The sequence below is a fragment of the Chryseobacterium sp. RU37D genome (genome assembly GCF_900156075.1).
In the GTDB taxonomy this organism is placed as follows: Bacteria; Bacteroidota; Bacteroidia; order Flavobacteriales; family Weeksellaceae; genus Chryseobacterium.
Genome location: NZ_FTMM01000001.1, coordinates 64,209 through 88,258 on the forward strand (window position 1 = coordinate 64,209; position 24,050 = coordinate 88,258).

A 24,050-nucleotide genomic window follows, 5' to 3' on the forward strand; every position below is an offset into this window, starting at 1 on the left:
AATATTTTAAAAGCTGTCCAAAAGGATGGCTTTTATTCATCATAACCAAAGTATATGAAAACTAAATTAACTGTATTTCTTTTTATTGTATGGTCAATCATTTCTTTTGGACAGACTAAAACGACAGCGGAAGAAGTAAATATAAAGAAATCGTTAACCTATTTTGTCAACAGCATTAAGGACAAGAAAATAGACCAGGCGGTAAGATGTATTTACCCAAAATTCTTCGCTGTCGTGCCGAAAGATCAAATGACACAGCTAATGAATATGACATATAACAACCCGGTTTATGAATGTTGAAGTGCAAGGGGTAAAGTTTGGTAAAATCGATAAGCCGGAAATGATCAATAATGAATATTTTTCTCTTGATAATTATATCTTAAAGCTGAAATGCAATGTCAGTTCAATGAATGAAGAGATGAAAAAGAAAATCAGCAGTGCGCTGATAAACAAATATGGTAAAAATAATGCCCAATACATCAGTAGCGAAGGTTCTTATCTCATCAATGCAAATATGAGGGCCTGTGCGGTTTCTAAAGACAGAAAGTACTGGAAGTTCATAATTCTGGAAGAAAGTTATAAATCTCAGCTGATAAAAGTTTTACCAAAGAAAATCATTGATAAGATTTAATTGATAATAATGATCTAAAGCCGTCCATAAGGACGGTTTTTTTATTTTTGAGAACTTCCCGTATCTGAATTTTTAAAGTGAAAATAATTCTAATTTATTTTTAAAAGTATTTTTATTTTTTGTGTGAATTACTATTGTGAAATTAACTTATTAATCTATTCTTTATTTTTGTGTAAAATTATTATATTGTTATTGATTTAAATTAATTTTAAGTATAATATGTTAAAATTGATGATTTATTTGTGTATGATTTAAAATATCTTACCTTTGGGAAAAAAGATATGAAAGAGAAAATTATTTTTTTAAGTATTTTTTGTAAAGTATTATTTGCTAATGGACAGGTAGGAATTAATACATCGACACCAATTGGAGCACTTCATATAAACGGTGCAAGCTCCGCTTCTGATACTAACACTGCTAATGACGTAGTAATTTCCAGACCGAATGGTAATGTAGCCATTGGGCATACAAATCCAACTGTAAAACTTGATGTTAAAACAACTGGAACCGCCGCTTCTCCCGTCTTTGGATTTAAGCTTGCAGATGGTAATCAGGCTAATAATAAAATCTTGTATAGCGATGCAAATGGAGTAGGTACTTGGAAGGAATTATCAATTTTTACGGGGCAGAATATTGTGGGAGCTTTTAGCTGGGTTGATAATACTGCTATTGGAAATACAAACTGGAATAAGATTGCAAGTCTTATCATTCCTCCAGGTTCCCACATGATTTATATGAAAATACATGTTCTTAATAATTCAAATTCGGGGTTTGTAAGAACTTACGTAGGAACAAAAAATGTAGGAACAAATAACAGTAATCCGCAGGATACCCCTATTTTGGGAAGTACAAACTTCCAGCCATTAATGGGAAGGGATTTTGAAATTACACAGGCTTTTGTTTATAATAATATTACAAATGCCGATGTTACTTTATACTATGTCCTTCAGTCAGATAATACGAATATTTCAAGAAGTGTTTACACTTTCAATAATGCAGCAACTTTTAAAGGGGTAAATTTAATTGAAAATTATTTCTTCTCAACACCTGTTAATTAAATATAAAACTTATTTTAGAAACACTATTTTTTGTAAAGTTTAGATAATTCAAATGAATAGTTATATTTTCGCGTAAAATTTATTTATGAGAAAAATTCTCTGTTCATTTTTTACCTTTTGCATTATTTTAATATCGGGACAAGGGAAAAGATTCTTTGAAAGTGGTGAAGCGCAGCTAAAAAATCCTATTGAGAAAATTAACCTTCGATACGCAAATGAACTTCCTTTTGTAAAGGTGCTTATCTATGGCAAAAGCTATAATTTCCTTTTTGATTCAGGAGCACCAACTGTCATTTCAAATGCTATTTATAATGAATTAAATCTCAAGAAAAAGCATAAAGGTAAGGTAAAAGATTCACAGAAAAATAAGCAGGAACAGATCTTTACGGAGCTGCCGGAAATGCTTGTTGACAATGTAGTTTTTAAAAATATTGGAGCTATTGTTCTTGATCTCAATACCGGAGAACTTGGCTGTTTCAAAGTAGATGGAATTATCGGAGCCAACCAGATGGCCAAATTATTTTGGAGAGTAAATTATTCCGAAAATTCATTAGAAGCAACGAAAGATTTATCACTTTTTGATCTTAAAGGATATGATATTATTATTCCGTTTGAATCAAAAGGACAAAAAACACCTGTTATTGAAACCAAAATTTTAGATAAAAATATTAAACTGACTTTTGATACAGGGGCTTCCGGAAGGTTAAGGATTACAGATGGTAATTTTGATCCGAAAAAAGTAAAGCATTTTGTAGAAACTTTTGGAACCAATACGCTAGGAGCTTTTGGCGCGGGAAAACCTGTTACCGGCTATATTTTTAAAACGAATGAAATGCTTTTAGGAAATAAAATTTTTCAAAATGAATTGATTGCAACAGGAAGCTCAGATCTTATCGGGAATGAATTTTTTAAAGATTTTAGCTTTATCCTCGATTGGAAAAATAACAAAATCTACATGAAAAGAATCAAAAACAATTCAGTCACATTGGAGTCATTTGGTTTCGGCTACCGTTTTATAGATACCAAACCTGTAGTTGCTTTTGTTTTTAAAGATGAAAATTTTCCTTTAAAAATTGGGGATTCTATAATTAGCATTAATGATGTCAATTTAGATAATCTCACTACGGATACCGCCTGTAATTTTATGCTTAACAGAGTTGAAAAAAATCAGTCAACAATTAATATCAGGATAAAACGTAACGGAAATATTTTAATTTTTAATTTAAATAAAAAGCAATATTTAAATTAAAAATTTCATTATAAAGAAAATTAATGGCCATTTGAATTAAATAACTTTTTGTTATCTAAAATTTAATTTTAGAAAGTAAGATTTATTATAATTATATATAATAGCTACAAACAGGTAATAGCTATTATTCTGCACTTAATGCCAAGAACTTTTATATTAACCTTCCAGTACAAGAAGAGTATGAACTAGAAATTGTAAATACAGAAGGATTAACCATCAAGTCTAAACATGTTAAAGGTAGAAAAACATCCATTTCAATATCTGATATGAGAAGCGAAATATATTTTTATCAGGCAAAAGGAAAACACAGACAATTTCCGGAAAATTTACAATACAATAGGTATTTACTTCATTAAAAATAAAGCCGCCCTCAAAAAATGAGGGCGGCTTTTAGTAAAATTATAATTAGTTATGAGTGTCTATCCAGTCTTTTTTTAATATAAAGACCTCTATTTTTTTCACTCAAAGACCGGATAAACAGCAAACTGAAACCTACATATGCTATAAAAGCGGTAAGGTACACCAAAATACTCTTGAAGCTGATCTTTGAAATAAATATAAGCACCGAAAACAGTGCAAAACCAAGTAATAAAATAATACTCCAAAATTTCATTTTTAAAGAATCTTCGCGATCCTTAAACATTATTTCCATTAAACTCTTCATCATGAATTACTTTTTAAATTGTTATACTTTCTTTTTTACTGCCATTTCTCCTGGATAAGATCACATTTGAAAAATAAGCTCTTCCGTTATTCAGAATAGCTAATACATCTTTGTAGAAAACATCGTTTTTTACATCAGCTAAGGTTGCGATATAGTTTGATATCTGCTTATAATCGTGAGCAAGCCTGGTTCTTAAAACCTTTACATCAAATGTCTGCTTTTGAGACTCCTGGTAAGAATGTTTTGAAAAAATGGTATAAAAAGCTCTATTAGAATCAGACAAATGATTGGCAAATTTCACAATGCTCAATGCAGAAACATGGAAGCTGTATTCTGAAGAGAGCAGTTTTTCAACAAGCGTATTCAGCTTATTGGTTTCTTCTTCGTAAGATGCGTGCTGCACATTTTTATATTGATTAAGCAATAGCTTTATGGTAGCATAAGCATCTTTTTCGGTTTGGGTTTTTGCATTTCTGTAAGGCTTTACTGCATCTCTCAAAGCCTGTAGATCTGCATCACGTACATTATCTGCTTCAGCTATTTTAGCAGATTCTTCACTTGCCTTTACCTGATCAAGTGCAGCATTATATATAAGGCTTTGAGACTTGATAGCATCAAACATTCTCTTAAAATCCGTATCTGTATTTGTATTTAAATTTGAGCTGCTGAAATCTTCAAAGAAGCGGACTATGAACTGCCCGAATTCAGCGTGGTGTAACCTTGAAAGGTCAACCCGGATTAGTTTTTCCATCTTGTGTTTTAAAATTTTTCCTCGAAATTTAATTATCCATTATCATGCCAAATAGGGATTTTATATATTAATAATTAAACAGTTACGAATTTTATCTATAAACCCATATATATTGAATATCTCCCAATAAAATATTCAGATCACTATTCTGAAAAAATTTTGATAGCTTAAAAATAAAACATTAAAGAACTCATAAAATATAATTCATATTACCGGAAACATATTGGCACAGATCAAAACATGTTTGCTGTGTCGGAAAATGCGAATATGAAAATCAATTAGTTTTGCCTGTCGGAAGTTTCGATGGCTAGAAATAAAAAGGTTTACACTTTTGAAAAATCCAAACGATGTAAACCCGTATTTTTTATCGTAATCTAAATTGGTAAATATATTATAATGCTACCAATGCTTATCAATCATATAAATAATCTGCGTCATAGCTACTGCACCCAGCAGAAGTTCTCTTCGGTTAACCTTATCAAAAGTATCTTCTTCCGTATGATGGATGTCAAAATATCTTTGAGAATCAGGTACTAATTCAGCTGTAGGCACGCCCATATCATGAAGCGGATAAAGATCTGTCCCCGAATACGTATTGTGGAAATCATAAATGCTGTAAGGTAAAAACAGGCCTGCCCAGCTTTGAATCTGTTTTCTCTTTTCTTCATCCATTTCAAGGGAAATTCCTCTTGGGGTAAAGCCTCCCGCGTCAGATTCTATAGCAAAAAGATGTTTTTCATTGTTTTCTTTAACCATTTTTCCGTATTGTAAGCCGCCTTTTACACCGTTTTCTTCATTAGCAAAGCAGACAACACGGATGGTATGATTGTTTTGAATTCCAAGATTTTTAAATGTTCTCAACACTTCAATGCTCTGTACAATTCCTGCTCCGTCATCATGTGCACCTTCACCTACATCCCAAGAATCCAGGTGCCCTCCGACAACAATGACACTTTTATCCTTTTTCCCCGTAATTTCACCGATAACGGAGTGGGAGAGCTTCTCACCCTTCATTCCGCAGCTGGAATTGAGTTTTGCCATAATTTTTCGAGACTGTAAAAGAGTTTCCAGCTCATCTGCAGTGGTGCTGCCAATAGCAACTGCCGGGATTTTATGGTCACTGTCATACCGCATCGCACCGGTATGGGGAACATCATCAAAAGCTGATGAAAGCGAACGGATAATAGCAAACTTTCCGCCTTTTTTTGCAGTTAGGGACGCGGCAGTAGTTCTGTATTTTGCAGCATCGCCATATCCTCTGAAAGTCTCAATAAAAGACTGGCTGAAAGGATAATTAAAGAAAACTATTTTGTCTTTGACCTGTTCCGGTGAAAGTTTTTCGTATTCTTCCATAGACTTTACCATGATGATCTCTCCTGAGACATCCTTGCCGCCTGTTCCCTCAGAGTTTCCTAAAGAAAGCATTTTCAGATTGGTCCATTTTCCGTTGGGAGTTTTGATTTGTAAAGATTCCTTTCCTCTTACCCATATCGGGATCAAAACCTCTTGTAGCCAAACCTTGTCAGCTCCTGCATCCCGAAGTTTTTGTTCTGCCCATTTTACGGCTTTTTCATAGGCTTCGGATCCGCTCAGCCGGTGACCTATATTTTTAGTTAAATCTCTTAATTCGGTGTAAGATTTTCCTTTATTTAAAATTTCCGTTGAAATCTTTGCAAATTGTATGGAGTCTTGTTTGGTCTGACCAAAAACAGCCACATTCAAAAGAAATAATGACGTTGCTACTATCTTTTTCATTCTACCAGTTTTTATCAATCATAAATATCATTTGTGTCATGGCAACAGCTCCTAATAGAAGCTCTCTTTTGTTCACCTTGTCAAAAGTATCTTCTACGGAATGGTGATAATCAAAATATCTTTGAGAATCTACAACAAGCTCAGCCAGTGGAATATCCAGTTTTTTCAACGGTGAAATATCCTGAATGGCTTCAGTCTGATCAAAATCATAGACTCCGTAAGGGAGAAAATATTCTTTCCAGGGATAAATTAATCTTCTTCTTTGCGGTGACATATCCAGCGAAAATCCTCTTGGGGAATATCCTCCCGCATCGGTTCCTAAAGCAAAAATGTGCTTTTCATCCTTCTTTTTTACATAAGCCGCATACATTTCACGGCCTTGCCCTCCGTTTTCACTGTTGGCGAATAAAACTACCCGAATAGTGTGATTATTTTCATATCCAAGCGCTTTTAAAGTTCTTAAAACTTCGATACACTGGACTACACCGGTTCCGTCATCAATGGCTCCTTCACCGAAGTCCCAGGAGTCAAGCTGGGCTCCTAAAATAATTACTTTAGAATCTTTTTTACCCTGAATTTCTGCAATAATATTTGGATTGGTGGTTTCGCCTTTTGATTCGGCGGACATGTTTATTTTGGCTGTGATTTTTTGCTTTTTTACTAATTTTTCCAATTCATCGGCAGATCTCACACCGATTGATAATGCGGGAATCCTTATTTTATCATCCGGTTCGTAATAAATCATCTTTGCGTGCGGAATGTCGTCATTAGCTGTTGTTAATGATCTTATAATTAAAGCTTTCGCGCCTGTTTTTGCAATGACGGATGCCGAAATTAATTTTGATTTTGCCGTAAGTAAATAAGAGTCGTTGGTATTAATGATGGTAGGATCCATCGGGACATTCACGAAAACAATCTTGTTTTTGAGCTGGCCGATTGACATTGCATTCAGTTCAGTAGTTGAGTTGACTAAAACAATTTCCCCGGTAAGGTCTTTTCCGCCAGTCCCCTCAGAATTACCAAAAGAAAGCATTCTTATATTTCTCCATTCTTCATTTCCTGCTTTTATTTGGAGAGATTCTTTTCCCCTGATCCAGACTGGAGCTTTTGCTTCCTGCCTCCAGATCATATCTATACCGATTTCTTTGAATTTCTTTTCGGCCCATTCTACAGCCTTTGTATATCCGGAAGTTGCGCTGAAGCGAGGTCCAACGCCTTTTGTAAGCTCACCAAGGTTATTATAAGCCATTCCGTTGGTCATAATCTCGTCTGAGATCTTTTTAAACTCATCGTTATAGTTAAATTTTGCAAGGGTAGTGGTCTTCTTTACCACTTTTTTCTGAGATTTTTTTTGAGAAAATAAAAATCCACCCCAAAAGAGTGGAATTATAATGAATATTTTTTTCATTTTTTATTTACCTTTCTTTTTCCGTTGATAAAATTAAGGAAAAAAAGGGAATTTTTTAAGGTTTCATATCATACATTAACAATGCTGTAACCAGTTTTGGCTCAATGAATGTGCATTTTGGGGGCATACTCAGCTTTAAATCTGAAATTTTAATCATATCGTTAAAGCTTACAGGATAGATCCCGAATCCTAATTTACCTTCTCCATTATCTACTTTACCCTTAATCTGATTAATTCCTTCAATGCTTGAAGTTCCTTTAATATAAGAAATTTTTTCCGAACTGTCCGGATCTTCAATTTTTAAAATATTTTTAAAGATATATTTATCAAGAAGATGATGATCAAGACTATCAAGAGTCATTTCCGGAGAACGAAGATCATGCTTTACATGAAGAGAATAGAATTTACCATCAAGATACATTGAAATGTGGAATTTTTGTGATGGATAATAGGCTGTTTCTCCTTTTTCATGGATCAAGAAATATTCTTCTAGCTGTTTAAGAAAATCTTTTGTTGAAATACCGTTTAAATCTGCCAAAATCCTATTGTAATCATGAATTTTAATAGATTGGTTTGATACTATAAAGCTATATACGAAGTTGTAAAGCTCCGTACCGTTGTGTCTCTTATTCTTTTCTTTCTGATGCTTTGCATTGAGTGCTGTAGAACCAATCCTGTGGTGTCCGTCTGCAATATAAAAAGAGTCTATTTGATCTATTACCTCCTTGAACTGCTGTAGTTTCAGACGGTTGTCAATTCTCCAGATTTTATGCCTGATCCCTTTTGAATCCACATGATTGAAAATAGGAACATTTTTTTCCTCATGGTTCATAAGCAGTTCAATCTTAGAATTAGCAGGATATGTAAGCAGAACGGGTTCTGCCTGGATGTTTACTTTTTCAAGATAATGTGCCAGTTTTTCTTTCTTTTGAGGAATGGTACTTTCGTGTCTTTTGATTTTCCCGTTCCAGAAATCTTCAATGCTGGTAAGGCCCAGAAGCCCTCTGAAAACCTGTTTGTTGGGATAGATCTGTTCATAAAGATAATACGCAGAGTTGTCCTGAACGAGTTTGTTCTCGCTCAAAAGCTCTTCGAATGTCGATCGGATTTTTCTTAAATTCCTATCAATATCTTTGGATTTACTTACAACATAGGGTTTTATCATATTGATGTAAGTGTTTTCAACTTGAGCTTTTTCCGCTATTTCTTCCTGTGTAAAATTATCCAGAGGGTGAGTAGGGAAAGTACTCTCATAGTCTTTATGAGGTCTTATTCCACGAAAAGGTTTAAAAACAGGCATATTTTATTTTATAGTTTCTTTTATTTTGATAATTTGGTCTGCAAGCTCTACTCCGATTTTTTCCTGCGCATCCACCGTATTTCCGCCTACATGAGGGGAAAGCGAAAGGGCAGGGTTCATCAGTAAAAGCACTTCGGGATTCGGTTCTTTTTCAAAAACATCCAAAGCTGCGCCGGCTACTTTTCCTGATTCTATAAAATCAATCAGAGCTACTTCATTCATCACGCCACCTCTTGCAGTATTTACTATATAGACTCCATCTTTCATTTTCTCAAACTGAGGTGTGTCTATGATATATTCATTGGTTTTTGGAGTATTGATACTGATAAAATCCGCCTCTTTAAGGAAAGCATCCATATCATTGGTAGTAGTGATCTCAAAATTCACCGTCTGGCCATTAAAAAAGGTTAATCCAAGGGTTTCTGTTTTAGGCTTTCTGGTCAAAACCTTAACGTTCATTCCTAAAGCGATCCCCATTTTCACGACTTCCTGACCTATACTTCCAAAACCGATAACTCCCAAAGTCTTTCCTGAAAGTTCATAAGCTTTGCTGAAGGATTTTTTCATGGCATTGAAATGCGTTTCTCCTTCCAGCGGCATCAGTCTGTTTGACTCGTGAAGGAATCTCGCCAAAGAAAATAAATGTGCAAAAGCCAGCTCTGCAACCGATTTTGAAGATGCAGTAGGTGTATTGATCACATATTTTCCTTTTTCAATGGCATATTCAACATCAATATTATCCATCCCGATGCCGCCTCTTCCGATGATTTTTAGATTCGGACAGGCATCTATCAAATCCTGTCTTACTTTCGTAGCACTTCTTACCAAAAGAACGTCTACATTATTCTCATTGATGAAACTGATAATATGGTCCTGAGCAACCCTGTTGTCCAGCACTTCAATTCCCGCATTTTTCAATGCTTGTTCTCCTGCTTTCGAAATACCGTCGTTAGCTAAAACTTTCATGGTTTTATTTAATTTAAAAATTTCAAAGATTGAATTATTTAAAAATTTAAATAGTTGCGCAAATTAAGAAAATTTAAAATAACGCTCAATATTCTTCAAATAATTCTTCAATGTTTGAATTTTTAATCCTTAAACTATTTAATAGATTTCATTACATCTACCAAAACCTGAACGCTTTCTATCGGTAAAGCATTATATAAACTTGCTCTGTATCCGCCTAAGCTTCTGTGTCCGTTCAGTCCGCTGATTCCTGCAGCTTTCCATGAATTGTCGAATTCTTCTTTTTTGGTTTCATCTAAAAGCTTAAAGGAAACATTCATCAATGAACGATCTTCTTTCACACAGAACGTCTCAAACAGAGGGTTGCGGTCGATCTCATCATATAAAAGCTGGGCTTTGGCTTCATTTCTGGCCTCAGCAGCGGCAATTCCGCCATTGTTTTCCAAATGCTGTAAAGTAAGCAGAGAAGCATAAACCGGGAAAACAGGTGGTGTATTGTACATGGATTCTTTTGCAATATGCTGAGAATAATCAAGCATTGAAAGCATATTTTCCCTGCCTGTTTTTCCAAGAATATCTTTTTTAATGACCACTAAAGTTACTCCTGCAGGTCCCATGTTTTTCTGGGCTCCGGCATAGATCAGATCAAATTTTGAAAAGTCTAACTGTCTTGAGAAAATATCAGAACTCATATCACAAACCATCAGCGTATCTACTTTCGGAAAGGATTTCATCTGAGTTCCGTAGATGGTATTATTTGAAGTGCAGTGGAAATAGTCATATTCCGAACCTACAGTATAATTTTTGGGGATAAAAGAATAGTTTTCTTCTTTGGAAGAGCCCACGACGTCTACCGTTCCTATTTTTTTTGCTTCTTTAATCGCACCGGCAGCCCATGTTCCTGTATCAAGGTAAGCCGCTTTACCTCCAACTTTCATCAGATTGTAAGGAACCATTGCAAACTGCAGGCTGGCACCACCTCCCAGATATAAAACTTCATAATCATCACCCAAATTCATTAATCTTTTTACAATGGTGCGCGCTTCATCCATCACTGCCACGAAGTCTTTACTTCTGTGCGAAATTTCAAGAAGTGACAATCCTATTCCGTTGAAATCAAGAATAGCCTGTGCAGATTTTTCGAATACTTCCTGAGGTAAAATACATGGTCCTGCGCTAAAGTTGTGCTTTTTGCTCATATTTTTATTTTTTTGGTTACTGTATAATTTTCATTTTACAGCTTTATTTAGTTTAAATTAATTTTTTGTGTTTTGTATATGTTATATATAAAAAACCGCCTCATGCTGGATGAGACGGCAGTTTTTATTCTCCGTGCAAGAATGCTTTTTTATTAAGCAGCGCTTCTTCAGATTCTACATGATCTTCATCCGGAACACAGCAGTCTACCGGGCAGACAGCGGCACATTGCGGCTCTTCGTGGAAGCCTTTACATTCTGTACATTTATCTGTTACAATGAAATAAACATCATCGCTTACCGGTTCCTGAGGTGCGTCTGCATCCACTGTCAATCCTGATGTAAGTGTCACGGTACCCTTTAGCTCAGTACCTTCCGAAGCTTTCCAATCTACCGCTCCTTCATAAATTGCATTATTCGGACATTCTGGTTCGCAAGCTCCGCAATTAATGCATTCATCAGTTATTTTAATAGCCATCGCTAATTTTTTTTAAATTTGCACAAAATTACAAAATATTCCCCAATTTTACAGTAATTATGAATATTGAAAATCAAGTTTTAGGACTTACACGGCTAAGTGATTATATAAAAGAATTTTTAGCAAAAAATCCGGAAAATTATAATGAAAATGATTCTGGTTTTGAATTATTGTTAAGAAAGTCAGAAATTGAAAACACTTGGTTTACTCTTGAAAACCAGAAATTTGCCCTGAAGCAATGGGCGGATTTACTAACTGAAGAAAATATCAATAACTGGATTAAAGAATATTCTATCTCAAAAATATCAAAAAGAGTAGGTCTGATCCTTGCCGGAAATATCCCTCTGGTGGGCTTTCATGATGTGATTTCAGTAGTATTGAGCAATCATATTCCTGTGATCAAGCTGTCTTCGAAAGACCGGTATATGATCCCATTTTTATTAAAAAAATGGAAAGAATTTTCGGAAGGAAATGTGGAGTACGAGTTTGTTGAAAAACTAGAAAACTTCGATGCCGTAATTGCTACAGGAAGCAATAATACGGCAAGATACCTTGAATACTATTTTAAAAACCATTTGCATATCATCAGAAAAAACAGAACGTCAATTGCCATTTTGAAAGGTGATGAAACAGACGAGGAATTAAAGCTTTTAGCGAAAGATATTTTCCAATATTTCGGATTGGGTTGCAGAAATGTAACCCGGATTTTCATTCCGCAGGACTTTGTCATTGACAGGTTATTTGAGAACTTTTTAGACTTTCAGGATGTTATCAATCATAATAAATATGCCAATAATTATGACTACAACAGGGCGGTTTACCTTTTAAACCAGGAACAATTCTGGGATAACAATTTCGTCATGCTGAAAGAAGATGATAAACTTTTCAGTCCTCTTTCTGTAATTCATTTCAGCAGATATTCTTCTTTGGATGAAGTAAAGGATTTTATTACCGAAAATGAAGAAAATATTCAATGTGTTGTAGCCAAAGACGCGCTCGGCTTGGAATCAATAGCACTGGGTGAAGCACAAAATCCGGGATTAAATACTTACGCCGACAATGTTGATACCCTGAAATTTTTATCATTAATTTAATTCTTCGTATCTTCCGTCAGCCAATCTAAAAGAGTATTATGAAAAAATTGTTGCTTATTCTTGCCGTATCAGTGTATCAGCTAAGCTTTTCTCAGAACAGCAAAATAAAAATTGTTGAAAGCAAGGAGATTCAGCTGACTTCGGAATTAAGTAAAGATAAGATAGAATTTTATGATAAAATTTTTTTAAAATTCGTAGATGCCTTGAAAAATTCTGATAAGCAGGCTATTAATGCATTGATTTCCGATAAAGTGAAAGATGTGGTAACAGATAATATTGTTCAAAAATTATCCGTAGGCATCAATTTCGAAAGAAAAACAACGGTCTACAAATCAGGATATCAGAAGCTTTTGGATAATGAAACATATCCGGGAATCCAGTATAAATATGCTGATGATCATTCTAGTCCGCCTAGGGATATTATTACGGTAATTTTTGAAAATGACGGAAAAATTCTTGGTGTAAAGCCTTATTACAGCGAATAAATTATTGCTTAAAGAAAAAAAATAAAATTTAAATAATAAAACTATGATGACAAATGTTTTAGTTGCGCATTCTTCAGATGTTGAAAAGGCGAACTTTTACAAAAAAACGTATTTGCATGTTGCTTTGTCAATTCTTGCATTTATAGGGGTTGAAACGGTATTGTTGAACGTCGTTCCCGTAGAACTTATTGCAATGATGTTCGGGCAAAAGTATACATGGCTATTAATTATCGGTGTATTCTGGCTGGCTTCGATTCTGGCTAATAAATGGTCTCTATCACAAAGTAAATCAATACAATACCTTGGTTTAGGATTTTATATATTACTTGAAGCAGTGATTTTCCTGCCATTGATTTATATTGCTGTATTACAAGCCGGGACTGTAGTGATCTATCAGGCTGCAATGCTTACTATCGCTATGTTTGCAGGGATTTCTGCAGTTGCTTTTACTTCAAAAAGAGATTTTTCATTCCTTAGAAATATCATCATTATCGGTGGATTTATTTCTCTTGGATTAATCGTCGGAGGAATCATTTTCGGGTTCAATCTTGGGCTTTGGTTTTCCGTACTAATGGTAATTTTAGCTTCTGCTACTATTTTGTACCAGACAAGCAAACTGAAAGATTCTTATACTACAGATCAGTATGTAGGTGCTTCTTTACAGCTTTTTGCTTCTATTATGTTGCTGTTCTGGTATATTTTAAGAATTTTAATGAGCAGAAGAAGTTAATTTAGTTATGAGTTTTGAATTATAAGTTATGAGTTATGAGTTTAATCAAATTTATAATTCACTTTTATAAAGCTAAAAAATCCTGATGTTATTCATCGGGATTTTATTTTTTAATTAAATACAAATGACACTAATTTTACCGTAAATAACATAATTTTAATAAAATCATTTGTGGTATTAGTGTTTAAAAACTTATTTGTCAATTGATCCTAAAACCTTCTGAGCAAAAGAATTTAAAGCATCTTTTTCGCTCATTCCGTTCTGGACATTAGTGTGAACTTCCAGGGCTCCGCAAATGTTTGTAATTAATTCTCCTGCAACATTCATATCCTCTTCTGTGGTTCCTCTAAACTCAGTGAAGCTTTCCAAAACTTCTAATGTTTTTTCGAGATTTTCAGGAGTCTGGTTCTGATAAAACTGTCTGATTATAGGTAACTTCATTATAATTCGTTAAATAGGGTAATTAAACTTTCAGCCTGATTGGTCTGAACCTGGTTTACTAACTCTCCGTTTCTAAAGATCGCGAAAGTAGGTAAATTATCAACCTTAGCTAGCTTTCTGCTTTCAGGAAGCTTTTCTGCATCTACATACAGGAAAGGAATACTGTCATTTTCAGTAGCTAATTTTTTGAATTTCGGCTTCATGATTCTGCAGTTCCCACACCAAGTTGCGCCGTACTGAACAACAACTTTTTCATTATCGCTTACAATATTCTGCAGCGTATCTTCTGTTAATTCTGTATACATTGTAAATTTTTTAGAATAAAAAAATAACAATGTAGCAATCTAATAATTTACCAGTTTACCAATAATTGTTATACTGATACATTGCTACATTGTTACATTAAAAATTAATATATTAATTTTTCGCTAAATATTCAGCAGTAGAAATTCTGTCTGCCTTCATAGCTTCTTTTCCTTCTTCCCAGTTGGCAGGGCAAACCTCACCGTGCTTCTGAACGTGAGTATAAGCATCTATTAGTCTTAAATATTCTTTTACGTTTCTACCAAGCGGCATATCATTTACAGACTCATGGAAGATTTTTCCCGTTTCGTCGATAAGATAAGTTGCTCTGTAAGTAACATTAGAACCAGTGAAAACCTCTTCACCTTCTTCATTGTATTCGAAATCCTGATCTACAATCCCCAAAAGGTTCGCCAATTGTCTGTGCGTATCAGCCAAAAGCGGATAAGTAACACCTTCAATACCTCCGTTGTCTTTTGAAACATTAAGCCATGCAAAGTGTACTTCGTTTGTATCGCAAGAAGCACCGATTACTTTTGTGTTTCTTTTTTCGAACTCTCCTAAAGCCTCCTGGAAAGCGTGAAGTTCAGTTGGGCAAACAAAAGTGAAATCTTTTGGATACCAAAATAAAAGTACTTTTTGCTGATTAGCCGTAGCTTCTTCAAAGATGTTGATTCTAAGATCATCACCCATTTCAGACATTGCATCTATTGATACATTTGGGAATTTTTTTCCTACTAAAGACATAATTTTCTTGTTTTTATATTTAAATTTTCTAATGCAAATATATAAAATATCTTGTCTATCGAACAAGTTGAAATCGATAAATAAAATCTATGGTTGGTTTTTTTTTAATTTTAGTAACCAAATATTTCGGTTAAGTTTAATTTTTTCACCTCACCGAGTTTCTGCATGTCGGCTTCATTTACTTTATCTTGTGAAGCGACAAGGCAGTACGTGAAATTTTTCCCTTTCATCTCTTTGTCGTGGAAGTTATCAATATCTGCAAACGTCAGTTGAGGAGCCTGCTCATAGGTGTATTTTCTAATATCTGTATTGTTTCCAAGCTTTTGAGCTCTTAAATAAGTGAAAATAATTTCGTCCTGGGAAATCCTTTCGGATGCGATAGATTTTTTCAATCCACTTTTTGCAGTTTCGAATAGTTGGTCAGATTTTGGAAGGGTGGTTAGCAGCTCATTCATCGCAGCAGTAGACTCGTTGAATTTATCAGCCTGAGTTCCTACATAAGCCATAATCATATCCTTATCTTCTTTTTTGCTGGGAAGCGAGAAATAAGAGTACGTAGAATAAGCCAATGCCTTAGACTCTCTGATGGTCTGGAAAACTACAGAACCCATTCCGCCACCAAAATAATTGTTGAACAAGCTTACCGTCGGCGTAATTTGTGAATTATAAGCTTCGCCGTTTCTCACCCAGAATACTTCTGCCTGAACCATGTCGTAATGTGCAAACAGTACCTTGTTTTTATCCGTCGGGATCTGTGTAAAGGTTTTCGACTTTGGCATGTCTTTCAATGAATTTGAAACTTTATGGATAAGGGCTAATGAAGAAGCTAGTTCATTACCTGATTTCGGACCGTAGTACAATACCTTATGCTTAAAATTAAACAGATCATGAAGCATATTGACGAGATCTTCTGCTTTCAGGGCATCCAGCTCTGCATCAGTAAAGGTATTATTGAAAGGGTTTTGAGGCCCGTATTGTGCATAGCTTCTTAAGCCGGCCATGATAGAACCTTTGTTTTGTTTTGCATTGGCTCTGGATTTTTTTACCCTGGTTTTATAAGCTTCTAAAGCCTTCTGATCCGGCTGGCAGTTTTTAATTAAATCTTCAAATAAAGCGGCCGTTTTCTCAAAATTTTCGTTTAAACCTTCCAATGTTACGTAGGTTTCTTCGTTTCCTGCACTTACATTAAAGCTAGAAGCTAATTTGTAAAACTCTTTACTGATGTCTTCTGAGGATTTATTTTTTGTTCCTAAATATTGTAAATATTCTGCGGCTAAAGGAAGCATTTTGTTATTCCACTTCCCGGAATCGAAGTAATAATATAATCTGAATAACGGATTATCTGTATTTTTCACAGAAAGCATTTCTACGCCTGCCAATCTGTTTTTCATAATATCCTTATCAAAATTCAGCCATACCGGAGCAATAGGATTTTCCGGCATATCGTTCACTTTTTTCAGGAAAGGTGATTGGTCTTCTCTATTTACGGAGACAGGAGTGATGGATGGTTTATCAACTTTTACGATATTTTTGTCTTCGCCTTTTCTTTTATAAACTGCGACATATTTGTTTGCCTGTAGATATTTTGAAGCAAAGTCCATGATGTCTTTCTTCGTAATTTTTGAAATTTCTTCAATGTATCCCAGCTGGGTTTTGTGGTCAAGCTCTGAAGTAAATTCATCCATCAGAGATTCTGCTCGGGAATTATATTTTTCATACTTCTGGATGATATTTTTCTTTTCATTGTTTACAATAGACTGCAGCAGGTCATCAGAAAACTCTCCTTTGCTTAATTTGCTGATTTCCTGTAATAACAATGTTTTTACTTCATCTAAAGTCTGACCTTCTGTAGGATTTCCCTGTAGCAGAAGAACGGAATAATCTTTTAATACATATGGAAATGCATAGGCATTCAGTAATTTTTGCTTTTTGATAAGGTCAAGATCTATCAATCCGGCCTGTCCGTTAGTCAACATGCTTCCGATAAAATTAAGCATTCTTGCATCTTTTGTCGATGCTCCCGGGAACCTGAATCCTATTGTAATATTTTCAGGATTCGGGCCGAAAACTTCTCTGATAACAGGAGAGGTGATGGGTGCTTCCGTTCCTACTTTATATTCAGGAACCGGTTTTGATTTCATATAAGAAAACGCCTTGTCTATCTTTGCAATCATTTCATCAGGATTAAAATCCCCTGACATAATCACCCCCATATTGTTAGGCACATAATAATTATTAAAATATTCTCTAATCGCTTTTAAAGAAGGGTTTTTCAAATGTTCTACCGTCCCTATAGTAGTTTGTTTTCCATAATTATTATTAGGAAAAATGGCGGCAAACATGGCTTCATATACTTTTCTTGGATCGTTATCAAGTCCTCTGTTTTTTTCTTCATATACAGCCTCAAGCTCTGTATGAAAAAGCCTTAAAATTGGCTGTCTGAACCTTTCTGCCTGTACAGCCAGAAACTTATCTGTTACATTCGCAGGGATATCTTCTGTATAAACAGTCTGCTCAAAAGAAGTAAAGGCGTTGGTACCGTCTGCACCCATTCCGGACATCATTTTGTCGTATTCGTTAGCGATAGCGTATTTGGATGCTTCTCCGGAAACTTTATCAATTTCTTTATAAATTTCTTTTCTTTTTGCCTCGTCTTTTGTTGAGTTATATTTTTCGTAAAGCGCATCAATCTGGTCTAAAAGAGGCTTTTCCTTCGCCCAGTCTTTAGAGCCATATTGGTCAGTCCCTTTGAAGAGCATATGTTCAAGATAATGTGCAAGGCCCGTATGGTCCGAAGGATCGGTTTTGCTTCCTGCTTTTGTGGCAATAAAAGTTTGGATTCTAGGATCTTTTTTAGTTGGACTTAAAATTACCGTTAATCCGTTTTTTAAAGTATAATATCTTGCTGAAGTAGGATCATTAGTAACGTATTTATAAGTATACCCGTTCGATTGTGCTTCTTTCCATTGGAAATCTTGGCCGTATGCATAGCCACAGTAGCTTGCAGCGGCAATACTTGTTACGATTGTTAATTTTTTTAAAAGATTCATGTTGCAGATATTTGAGTTGATTATTAATATTTTATTTAATTGAATTTTTCTAGTAAATTTTTCATCCTTTTCATAGCTTCTCTCAGATCTTCTTCGGAAGCGGCATAAGAAAATCTGATACATTCAGGGCTGCCAAAAGAAACACCGCCAACACAGCCGACATGGGCATTTTCAAGAATAAACATGGCGAAATCATCAGAATCTTTTATTTTAGTTCCATCCAATGTTTTTCCGATATAATGTGAAATATCGGGGAAGAAATAAAATGCAGCTTTCGGTAAAACCACTTTAAAACCTGGGATTTCCTTAATTAAATCATAAACGAGATCTCTTCTTTTTTTGAAAGCATCGATCATGTATTTGTATTCTGACGGATCGGTTCTTAAAGCTATTATAGAAGCTCTTTGTGCCATTGTATTAGCTCCGCTTGTCATTTGTCCCTGGATTTTTTCACACGCTTTAGCGAGCCATTCCGGACAGGCAGAATATCCAATTCTCCAACCAGTCATTGCGAAAGCTTTTGACATTCCGTTGATCACTGCGGTCTGCTCATAAACCTCAGGGAACTGAGCAATAGAAGTTGTTGTTGTTTCGTAATTAATATACTCGTAAATCTCATCTGAAATGACTGTTACATGAGGGTATTTTGCAATAACTTTTGCTAAAGATTTTAATTCGTCATATGTATAATATCCACCAGAAGGATTACACGGGGAACTGAATAAAATAGCCTTTGTCTTTTCTGTAATTGCTTCTTCCAGTTGCTCTGCAGTGATTTTAAAATCAGTCACATACGAAGTCGGAAGCATTACGGAAACGCCGCCCATCATTTTTACCATTTCATCATAGCTTACCCAGTAAGGATTTGGGAGGATCACTTCATCATCGTCATTAAGAAGAGCTGCTAAAACATTTAAAATAGCCTGCTTAGCACCATTTGAAACACAGATTTGTGTGGGTTTGTATTCTAAATTATTATCTCTTTTAAGTTTATAGGTAATGGCTTCACGGAGCTCTAAAAATCCGGGAACAGGAGAGTAGTGACTAAAATTTTGGTTAATGGCGTCAAAAGCTGCTTGTTTTATGTTGTCTGGGACATCAAAATCTGGCTCGCCTAAAGTTAAACTGATAACGTCTATTCCATTGGCTTTCATTTCTCTAGCCTTGTTTGACATGACAAAAGTTTGTGAGTAACCAAGTCTTTTTACTCTGTCTGAAAGTTTATTCATATATATTTTTCCATTTTAAACAAATATATAAAAAAACCTTGCGCTGGAAAATTTTTGTAAATACTGTTTTTTGAGGCTGGAAGATGGGAGCCGAAAGAGGAAAGCCCTTCAAAAGTTGAAATAAAAAACTTACTTTTGCTCTTTATAATAATTCGCATGTCTACAACGTTACTACTTAAATACTTTCCGGATCTTACAGAAAATCAAATACAACAGTTCAATAAACTGGAAAATTTGTACAATGAATGGAATGAAAAAATCAATGTGATTTCCAGAAAAGATATGGAATCGCTTTACGAAAAGCATATTCTGCATTCTTTAGGAATCGCGAAAGTAATGAAATTTGCACCGGAAACAAAAGTTTTAGATATTGGCACCGGCGGCGGTTTTCCGGGAATTCCTTTAGCGATTTTATTTCCGGATTCAAAATTTACATTAATTGATTCTATCGGAAAAAAAATAAATGTAGTAAATGCCGTTGCAGAAGGGGTTGGATTAAAAAATGTAATTGCCATTCATGGAAGGGCGGAAAAGCTAAAGGAAAAATTCCATTTTGTTGTAAGCAGAGCAGTAACACAAATGCCCGAATTCCTGAGATGGCTTAAAGGAAAATTTGAAAAGGAACAGTTTAATCCAAAACACAACGGAATTTTATATTTAAAAGGCGGTGACCTTGCAGAAGAGCTTGCCGGGCTTAAATGTGAAATTTTTAACCTAAAAAATTATTTTGATGAAGAATTTTTTGATACAAAAAAAGTCGTTTATGTATCAAAAGGAAATTTTAATTCGTAATTTAGCATAATTAAGGAATAAATTTGCTGAAATTTTAATGATAATCAAAATATTCTAACTATGAAAAATATTTTCCATCTCGGTTTTTCTGCATTCATTTTAGGATTATTATTTATTTCTTGTGATGATAATGATGATTATCAAACCGTAGAATCTATTGATAAAATAAAGATTGATAGTGTAAGGATTGTAAATGATACGATGGATGTTTTCAGTGTTCAGAGCATCAAGACATATTCTACTTATCCGTCTCATTGTGAGGGGTTTTACGGTTATGATTATATTCATAATGATAATTCTGTAAGAACAGTTACGGCTTATAAATATATCACAAGCGGGCCTTGTACACAAGGAAGCTATACTATTGCGAGTCAGATAAACTTCAGCCCGCAACATGTTGGTAATTATACGTTTAAATTCTGGAACGGGAACAATAACTGGATCACTAAAACAATTGTAGTTGAGTAAATAAATGAAATGGATTTTTGCAATTTGTGTTCTGGTTTCCAGTGTTTTACATAGTCAGAAAATATATTGGGAAGAGGGAATTAAACTAAATTTAGACAATTTTAAAAGTAAGGTCAACCGTCGTGGCGGTAACAATGTTGTGGCCTATACCAATTGCGGATGGGTTTATTCTTATGAAAAATCTTCAGATCCGAAAGCTCCGGTAAAAATAAAGATTGAAACCGTATTCAATGAAAACTTATCATGGAAAGATGTAAAGAGAATTAATGATTATGTACTTCTTCATGAGCAAAAGCATTTTGATGTTGCTGAAGTTTTTGCGAGAAAGTTAAGGAAAGCGATTGCTGAAAAAATCATTACATCTGCCGATTTTGATAAATATTTTCAATCGGTTTACAACAGAACCCTTAAAGAATACCAAAACTTTCAGAAAGCTTATGATACTGAAACACAGAATGGAATCATAGAAGAAAAACAATCAGAATATAATCGTATTATTGCTGAAGAATTAGAAAATTACAAAAGCTATAAAACGTCTTGAAATTCCTCAATAAAGTAATCCACGAATTGTTAACGCAAAACGCTGATTTGTCGGTGTTTAATATCGTTCTGCCGGGCAAGCGTCCCATCGTCTTTATCAGGCAAATTCTGGAAGAAAAAAAATATTCAGGATTTCTTCCGAATTTTTTCACTATCGAGGAGTTAATTGATAAGATTGCCGATAAACAAGCCATTCAGGGCATCGCTTTATGGCTTTTTTCATTTGATGTTTACAAAAGCCTTAGCCTTATTCCCAATGATAATTTTGCGGATTTTTTGAAATGGTTTCCCACTTTGCAGAAAGATTGGGACGATATTTTAAAGTTTTCCGAAAGCGATGAAGCCGTTCTTCAATATATGTTTGACGAAGAAAGGATTAAAGACTGGGCGCAAAATTTAGGAGAAGACGAAAATGCTCCAAGAAAAAAATTCCTTAATTTTTGGAGAAATATGAATGTTTTCCTTCCTGTTTTGAAACAAAGACTGCAGGAGAAAAATTGGGCCACTTCGGGAATGGTCCATGAAACGGCCAAATCTAAAATTGCAGATTTTGCAAAGAACATAAAGGAGCAATTTGTCTTTTGCGGGTTTAATGCTTTTACACCAATAGAAGAAAAATTGGTGAGAAGCCTTATGCAGTGGGATAAGGGACAGTGTTTTTTCCAGGCAGACCGTTATTATTTTGATGATGAAAGGCAAGAAGCCGGAAAGTTTCTAAGAAATCACAAGACTTGGAAAGAATTCAATGATCATCGTGTTTTCCAATGGATTGAAGACGACTTTAAACAACCAAAGAATATAAAAGTATATGAAGTTTCGGGAAATATTACTCAAACGAAAATTTTACCGGAAATTTTTAAAGAAATAGAAAATAAAACCTATTCTAATACGGCAATAGTTTTATTGGACGAAAATCTCCTTCCTGCAAGCCTGGACGTAATGTATGGTATTCAAAATCTGAATATTACGATGGGGTTTCCACTGAAAAATCTTTCTTTTTCCAATGCGGTTAAGCGCTTGTTTTATCTTCAGAAGCAATTAGAAAAAAATAAATCTTCCTATTACTACAGGGATATTTTCCCTATTCTTGAAGAGCTTCCTAAATCTGTTGAAGATGAACAGGTTATCAATAATTTTAAAGAAAAAATTGAAGAGAGAAATATTGTTTATATCTCTAAAAAGCTTTTAAATGAGCTTCTTCATGATCTTTCTTATTACAATCTTCTTCAAAAAGCAGAATCTACAAGTTCTTACCTTGATGCTCTGATAAAATTCTGTAAGCAGATCAAATGGCTGGAAATAGATGATATTCAATATGAAAATATTTCTCACTTTGAAAATGCTTTTAGAATCATAAAGAATCAGTTATCACCCTATCAGTTTGAAATCAAGATGGAAACGCTGGAGATTTTGATTAACCAGCACATCAATTTGGAAAGTATTGATTTTCAAGGAGAACCTTTACGTGGTTTACAGATTATGGGCTTACTCGAAACGCGTCTTCTGAATTTTGAAAACGTGATCATGCTCTCTGTAAATGAAGGAAAACTGCCACTTGGAAATTCACAGAATACATACATCCCTTTTGATATCAGAAAATATTTTGATCTCCACACTTTTTTGGAAAACGACAGTATTTATGCCTATCATTTCTATCGGTTGATTCAGGATTCTAAAAATGTTCATTTATTGTTTAATGCCTTGAGTTCAGGGGTAAATACGGGTGAAAAAAGCAGGTTTATCACTCAGATTGAAATGGAAAGCTCTCATAAAATCGAGCATTTGATTATTGAAAATTCTTCTGTTCCCATCGTTTCTGAACCTATTGAGATTTCCAAAACTACTATTGTTTTGCAAAAGCTTCAAAAGTGGAAAGAAAAAGTTTCGGCTTCACATCTTACAAGTTATCTTTATAATCCCATCGATTTTTATCTTTCAAAGATTCTGAACACCTCAGAAACCGATGAGATAGAAGAGGAATTATCAGTTAAAAATTATGGTAATTTGGTTCATTATACACTTCAAGAAGTTTATGAAGTACTGAAAAGTAAAGCATTAAAAGAAAGTGATTTAAAAGAATCAATTAAAGCAATAGATCACTATATTGAAGTTGCCATAGACAAGCTAAAACATCAGCCGGAATTTTATGAGAAGGGCATGAATTTTATCCATAGAGCGATTGCAAAAAAAGTAATTGAAAACATTTTGAATTACGATCTGGAATTGGTGAAAAAAGGAAATAAACTGGAAATTCTTGATATTGAAAAACGTTTTGAAAATGTAGATTTTTACCTTGATGAAAATGATAAAGTCTCATTTTTTGGGTTTATTGACAGGATTGACAGGCTGAATGGAACCCTGAGAATCATTGATTATAAAACAGCTAAAATTAAAAACCTTATTGTAAAGATTGATCAGAATAATATAGAGGAGTATTTCCACAACAGCGACAGGAAACAGGCTTTGCAGCTATGCATTTATCAATATGTAATCCAAAACCTGCCAGAATTCTGGGGTCTTCCTATAGAGACAGGAATCTGGAGCTTTGCAGAAGCAAAAAAAGGAGTAGTTTCCTTACAATTTGAAAAAGGCAATATTGATGATGCGATGCGGTCTGTAAAAAGTTTAATTGAGGAAATTTTAAATCCTGATATTAATTTTATAGAAGAAATTAAACCTTATTCCAATTAAAATGCACCTCATTTGAGATGCATT

24 protein-coding genes are annotated in these 24,050 nt (G+C 34.4%); 11 read left to right on the top strand and 13 right to left on the bottom strand.

All coding sequences use genetic code 11. The features are described 5' to 3' along the window. Positions 1-54: 54 nt before the first annotated feature. The 4 genes from BW926_RS14470 to BW926_RS00325 all read left to right on the top strand — a co-directional run bounded on the left by BW926_RS14470 (position 55) and on the right by BW926_RS00325 (position 2,938). Positions 55-300, top strand: coding sequence for a hypothetical protein (locus BW926_RS14470; protein WP_228403363.1), 246 nt, complete (start codon positions 55-57; stop codon positions 298-300). Further along, positions 290-631: a hypothetical protein gene (locus BW926_RS14475; protein WP_228403364.1), complete on the top strand. Its 342-nt coding sequence runs from the start codon at positions 290-292 to the stop codon at positions 629-631. The genes BW926_RS14470 and BW926_RS14475 overlap by 11 nt, the downstream gene beginning before the upstream one ends. 242 nt (positions 632-873) lie before the next feature. Then, positions 874-1,689 (top strand): hypothetical protein, encoded by an 816-nt coding sequence (locus BW926_RS00320; RefSeq protein ID WP_076443403.1) that lies wholly within the window; start codon positions 874-876, stop codon positions 1,687-1,689. 85 nt (positions 1,690-1,774) lie between these two features. Then, a complete protein-coding gene (locus BW926_RS00325) occupies positions 1,775-2,938 on the top strand; it encodes an aspartyl protease family protein (protein ID WP_076443404.1) in 1,164 nt (387 codons plus the stop codon). Between the two features lie 409 nt (positions 2,939-3,347). Here the strand turns inward: BW926_RS00325 and BW926_RS00330 are convergent, their stop codons facing one another. The 8 genes from BW926_RS00330 to BW926_RS00365 all read right to left on the bottom strand — a co-directional run bounded on the left by BW926_RS00330 (position 3,348) and on the right by BW926_RS00365 (position 11,456). Then, on the bottom strand, positions 3,348-3,605 hold the full coding sequence (locus tag BW926_RS00330) for a hypothetical protein (RefSeq protein WP_076443405.1): 258 nt from the start codon (positions 3,603-3,605) through the stop codon (positions 3,348-3,350). Positions 3,606-3,615: 10 nt separating this feature from the next. Further along, entirely contained in the window at positions 3,616-4,353 is a 738-nt protein-coding gene (locus BW926_RS00335) for a DUF6261 family protein (RefSeq protein ID WP_076443406.1), read from the bottom strand. A 399-nt stretch (positions 4,354-4,752) separates the two neighbouring features. Further along, complete coding sequence (locus BW926_RS00340) at positions 4,753-6,108, bottom strand: M20/M25/M40 family metallo-hydrolase (RefSeq protein ID WP_076443407.1); 1,356 nt, start codon at positions 6,106-6,108, stop codon at positions 4,753-4,755. Between the two features lies 1 nt (position 6,109). Further along, positions 6,110-7,516, bottom strand: coding sequence for a M28 family peptidase (locus tag BW926_RS00345; protein ID WP_083672224.1), 1,407 nt, complete (start codon positions 7,514-7,516; stop codon positions 6,110-6,112). 55 nt (positions 7,517-7,571) lie between these two features. Further along, positions 7,572-8,816 (bottom strand): DUF1015 domain-containing protein, encoded by a 1,245-nt coding sequence (locus BW926_RS00350; RefSeq protein ID WP_076443408.1) that lies wholly within the window; start codon positions 8,814-8,816, stop codon positions 7,572-7,574. 3 nt (positions 8,817-8,819) lie between these two features. After that, positions 8,820-9,782: a D-2-hydroxyacid dehydrogenase gene (locus BW926_RS00355; RefSeq protein ID WP_076443409.1), complete on the bottom strand. Its 963-nt coding sequence runs from the start codon at positions 9,780-9,782 to the stop codon at positions 8,820-8,822. Between the two features lie 134 nt (positions 9,783-9,916). After that, complete coding sequence (gene serC, locus BW926_RS00360) at positions 9,917-10,981, bottom strand: 3-phosphoserine/phosphohydroxythreonine transaminase (RefSeq protein ID WP_076443410.1); 1,065 nt, start codon at positions 10,979-10,981, stop codon at positions 9,917-9,919. Between the two features lie 124 nt (positions 10,982-11,105). Further along, positions 11,106-11,456 carry a 4Fe-4S binding protein gene (locus BW926_RS00365; protein ID WP_029292947.1) on the bottom strand — a complete coding sequence of 117 codons (351 nt, stop codon included), beginning with the start codon at positions 11,454-11,456 and terminating at the stop codon, positions 11,106-11,108. 59 nt (positions 11,457-11,515) lie between these two features. Here BW926_RS00365 and BW926_RS00370 point away from each other — a divergent pair, with 59 nt between their 5' ends. The 3 genes from BW926_RS00370 to BW926_RS00380 are packed head-to-tail and all read left to right on the top strand — an operon-like array spanning position 11,516 to position 13,765. Further along, the gene (locus BW926_RS00370; protein WP_076443411.1) at positions 11,516-12,550 is read left to right on the top strand and encodes an acyl-CoA reductase; all 1,035 of its coding nucleotides are present in this window, start codon (positions 11,516-11,518) and stop codon (positions 12,548-12,550) included. Between the two features lie 38 nt (positions 12,551-12,588). After that, positions 12,589-13,035: a hypothetical protein gene (locus BW926_RS00375; RefSeq protein WP_076443412.1), complete on the top strand. Its 447-nt coding sequence runs from the start codon at positions 12,589-12,591 to the stop codon at positions 13,033-13,035. Between the two features lie 43 nt (positions 13,036-13,078). Then, positions 13,079-13,765 carry a Bax inhibitor-1/YccA family protein gene (locus BW926_RS00380; RefSeq protein ID WP_076443413.1) on the top strand — a complete coding sequence of 229 codons (687 nt, stop codon included), beginning with the start codon at positions 13,079-13,081 and terminating at the stop codon, positions 13,763-13,765. 192 nt (positions 13,766-13,957) lie between these two features. On the opposite strand, the gene BW926_RS00385 is transcribed toward BW926_RS00380, so the two are convergent. The 5 genes from BW926_RS00385 to BW926_RS00405 form a co-directional block, all read right to left on the bottom strand. Further along, a complete protein-coding gene (locus BW926_RS00385) occupies positions 13,958-14,206 on the bottom strand; it encodes a DUF6952 family protein (protein ID WP_076443414.1) in 249 nt (82 codons plus the stop codon). Further along, positions 14,206-14,511, bottom strand: coding sequence for a thioredoxin family protein (locus BW926_RS00390; protein WP_076443415.1), 306 nt, complete (start codon positions 14,509-14,511; stop codon positions 14,206-14,208). Before BW926_RS00390 ends, BW926_RS00385 begins: the two co-directional genes overlap by 1 nt. 112 nt (positions 14,512-14,623) lie before the next feature. After that, positions 14,624-15,256: a peroxiredoxin gene (locus tag BW926_RS00395; RefSeq protein WP_076443416.1), complete on the bottom strand. Its 633-nt coding sequence runs from the start codon at positions 15,254-15,256 to the stop codon at positions 14,624-14,626. A gap of 110 nt (positions 15,257-15,366) precedes the next feature. Continuing rightward, the gene (locus BW926_RS00400; RefSeq protein ID WP_076443524.1) at positions 15,367-18,306 is read right to left on the bottom strand and encodes a M16 family metallopeptidase; all 2,940 of its coding nucleotides are present in this window, start codon (positions 18,304-18,306) and stop codon (positions 15,367-15,369) included. 35 nt (positions 18,307-18,341) lie between these two features. Then, the gene (locus BW926_RS00405; RefSeq protein ID WP_076443417.1) at positions 18,342-19,535 is read right to left on the bottom strand and encodes a pyridoxal phosphate-dependent aminotransferase; all 1,194 of its coding nucleotides are present in this window, start codon (positions 19,533-19,535) and stop codon (positions 18,342-18,344) included. A gap of 156 nt (positions 19,536-19,691) precedes the next feature. Here BW926_RS00405 and rsmG point away from each other — a divergent pair, with 156 nt between their 5' ends. The 4 genes from rsmG to BW926_RS00425 are packed head-to-tail and all read left to right on the top strand — an operon-like array spanning position 19,692 to position 24,026. Further along, positions 19,692-20,327: a 16S rRNA (guanine(527)-N(7))-methyltransferase RsmG gene (gene rsmG, locus BW926_RS00410; RefSeq protein ID WP_076443418.1), complete on the top strand. Its 636-nt coding sequence runs from the start codon at positions 19,692-19,694 to the stop codon at positions 20,325-20,327. 60 nt (positions 20,328-20,387) lie between these two features. Continuing rightward, a complete protein-coding gene (locus BW926_RS00415) occupies positions 20,388-20,795 on the top strand; it encodes a hypothetical protein (RefSeq protein ID WP_076443419.1) in 408 nt (135 codons plus the stop codon). A gap of 4 nt (positions 20,796-20,799) precedes the next feature. Continuing rightward, a complete protein-coding gene (locus tag BW926_RS00420; protein WP_076443420.1) occupies positions 20,800-21,336 on the top strand; it encodes a DUF922 domain-containing protein in 537 nt (178 codons plus the stop codon). After that, positions 21,333-24,026 (top strand): PD-(D/E)XK nuclease family protein, encoded by a 2,694-nt coding sequence (locus BW926_RS00425; protein WP_076443421.1) that lies wholly within the window; start codon positions 21,333-21,335, stop codon positions 24,024-24,026. Before BW926_RS00420 ends, BW926_RS00425 begins: the two co-directional genes overlap by 4 nt. Positions 24,027-24,050 lie beyond the last annotated feature (24 nt).

Coding starts and splice junctions, on each gene's coding strand:
- BW926_RS00325 (WP_076443404.1), top strand. CDS start 1,775: ATGAGAAAAATTCTCTGTTCATTTTTTACCTTTTGCATTATTTTAATA.
- BW926_RS00390 (WP_076443415.1), bottom strand. CDS start 14,511: ATGTATACAGAATTAACAGAAGATACGCTGCAGAATATTGTAAGCGAT.
- BW926_RS00335 (WP_076443406.1), bottom strand. CDS start 4,353: ATGGAAAAACTAATCCGGGTTGACCTTTCAAGGTTACACCACGCTGAA.
- serC (WP_076443410.1), bottom strand. CDS start 10,981: ATGAGCAAAAAGCACAACTTTAGCGCAGGACCATGTATTTTACCTCAG.
- BW926_RS00385 (WP_076443414.1), bottom strand. CDS start 14,206: ATGAAGTTACCTATAATCAGACAGTTTTATCAGAACCAGACTCCTGAA.
- BW926_RS00415 (WP_076443419.1), top strand. CDS start 20,388: ATGAAAAATATTTTCCATCTCGGTTTTTCTGCATTCATTTTAGGATTA.
- BW926_RS00395 (WP_076443416.1), bottom strand. CDS start 15,256: ATGTCTTTAGTAGGAAAAAAATTCCCAAATGTATCAATAGATGCAATG.
- rsmG (WP_076443418.1), top strand. CDS start 19,692: ATGTCTACAACGTTACTACTTAAATACTTTCCGGATCTTACAGAAAAT.
- BW926_RS00400 (WP_076443524.1), bottom strand. CDS start 18,306: ATGAATCTTTTAAAAAAATTAACAATCGTAACAAGTATTGCCGCTGCA.
- BW926_RS00365 (WP_029292947.1), bottom strand. CDS start 11,456: ATGGCTATTAAAATAACTGATGAATGCATTAATTGCGGAGCTTGCGAA.
- BW926_RS14470 (WP_228403363.1), top strand. CDS start 55: ATGAAAACTAAATTAACTGTATTTCTTTTTATTGTATGGTCAATCATT.
- BW926_RS00405 (WP_076443417.1), bottom strand. CDS start 19,535: ATGAATAAACTTTCAGACAGAGTAAAAAGACTTGGTTACTCACAAACT.
- BW926_RS00370 (WP_076443411.1), top strand. CDS start 11,516: ATGAATATTGAAAATCAAGTTTTAGGACTTACACGGCTAAGTGATTAT.
- BW926_RS00350 (WP_076443408.1), bottom strand. CDS start 8,816: ATGCCTGTTTTTAAACCTTTTCGTGGAATAAGACCTCATAAAGACTAT.
- BW926_RS00420 (WP_076443420.1), top strand. CDS start 20,800: ATGAAATGGATTTTTGCAATTTGTGTTCTGGTTTCCAGTGTTTTACAT.
- BW926_RS00375 (WP_076443412.1), top strand. CDS start 12,589: ATGAAAAAATTGTTGCTTATTCTTGCCGTATCAGTGTATCAGCTAAGC.
- BW926_RS14475 (WP_228403364.1), top strand. CDS start 290: ATGAATGTTGAAGTGCAAGGGGTAAAGTTTGGTAAAATCGATAAGCCG.
- BW926_RS00355 (WP_076443409.1), bottom strand. CDS start 9,782: ATGAAAGTTTTAGCTAACGACGGTATTTCGAAAGCAGGAGAACAAGCA.
- BW926_RS00330 (WP_076443405.1), bottom strand. CDS start 3,605: ATGATGAAGAGTTTAATGGAAATAATGTTTAAGGATCGCGAAGATTCT.
- BW926_RS00345 (WP_083672224.1), bottom strand. CDS start 7,516: ATGAAAAAAATATTCATTATAATTCCACTCTTTTGGGGTGGATTTTTA.
- BW926_RS00380 (WP_076443413.1), top strand. CDS start 13,079: ATGATGACAAATGTTTTAGTTGCGCATTCTTCAGATGTTGAAAAGGCG.
- BW926_RS00340 (WP_076443407.1), bottom strand. CDS start 6,108: ATGAAAAAGATAGTAGCAACGTCATTATTTCTTTTGAATGTGGCTGTT.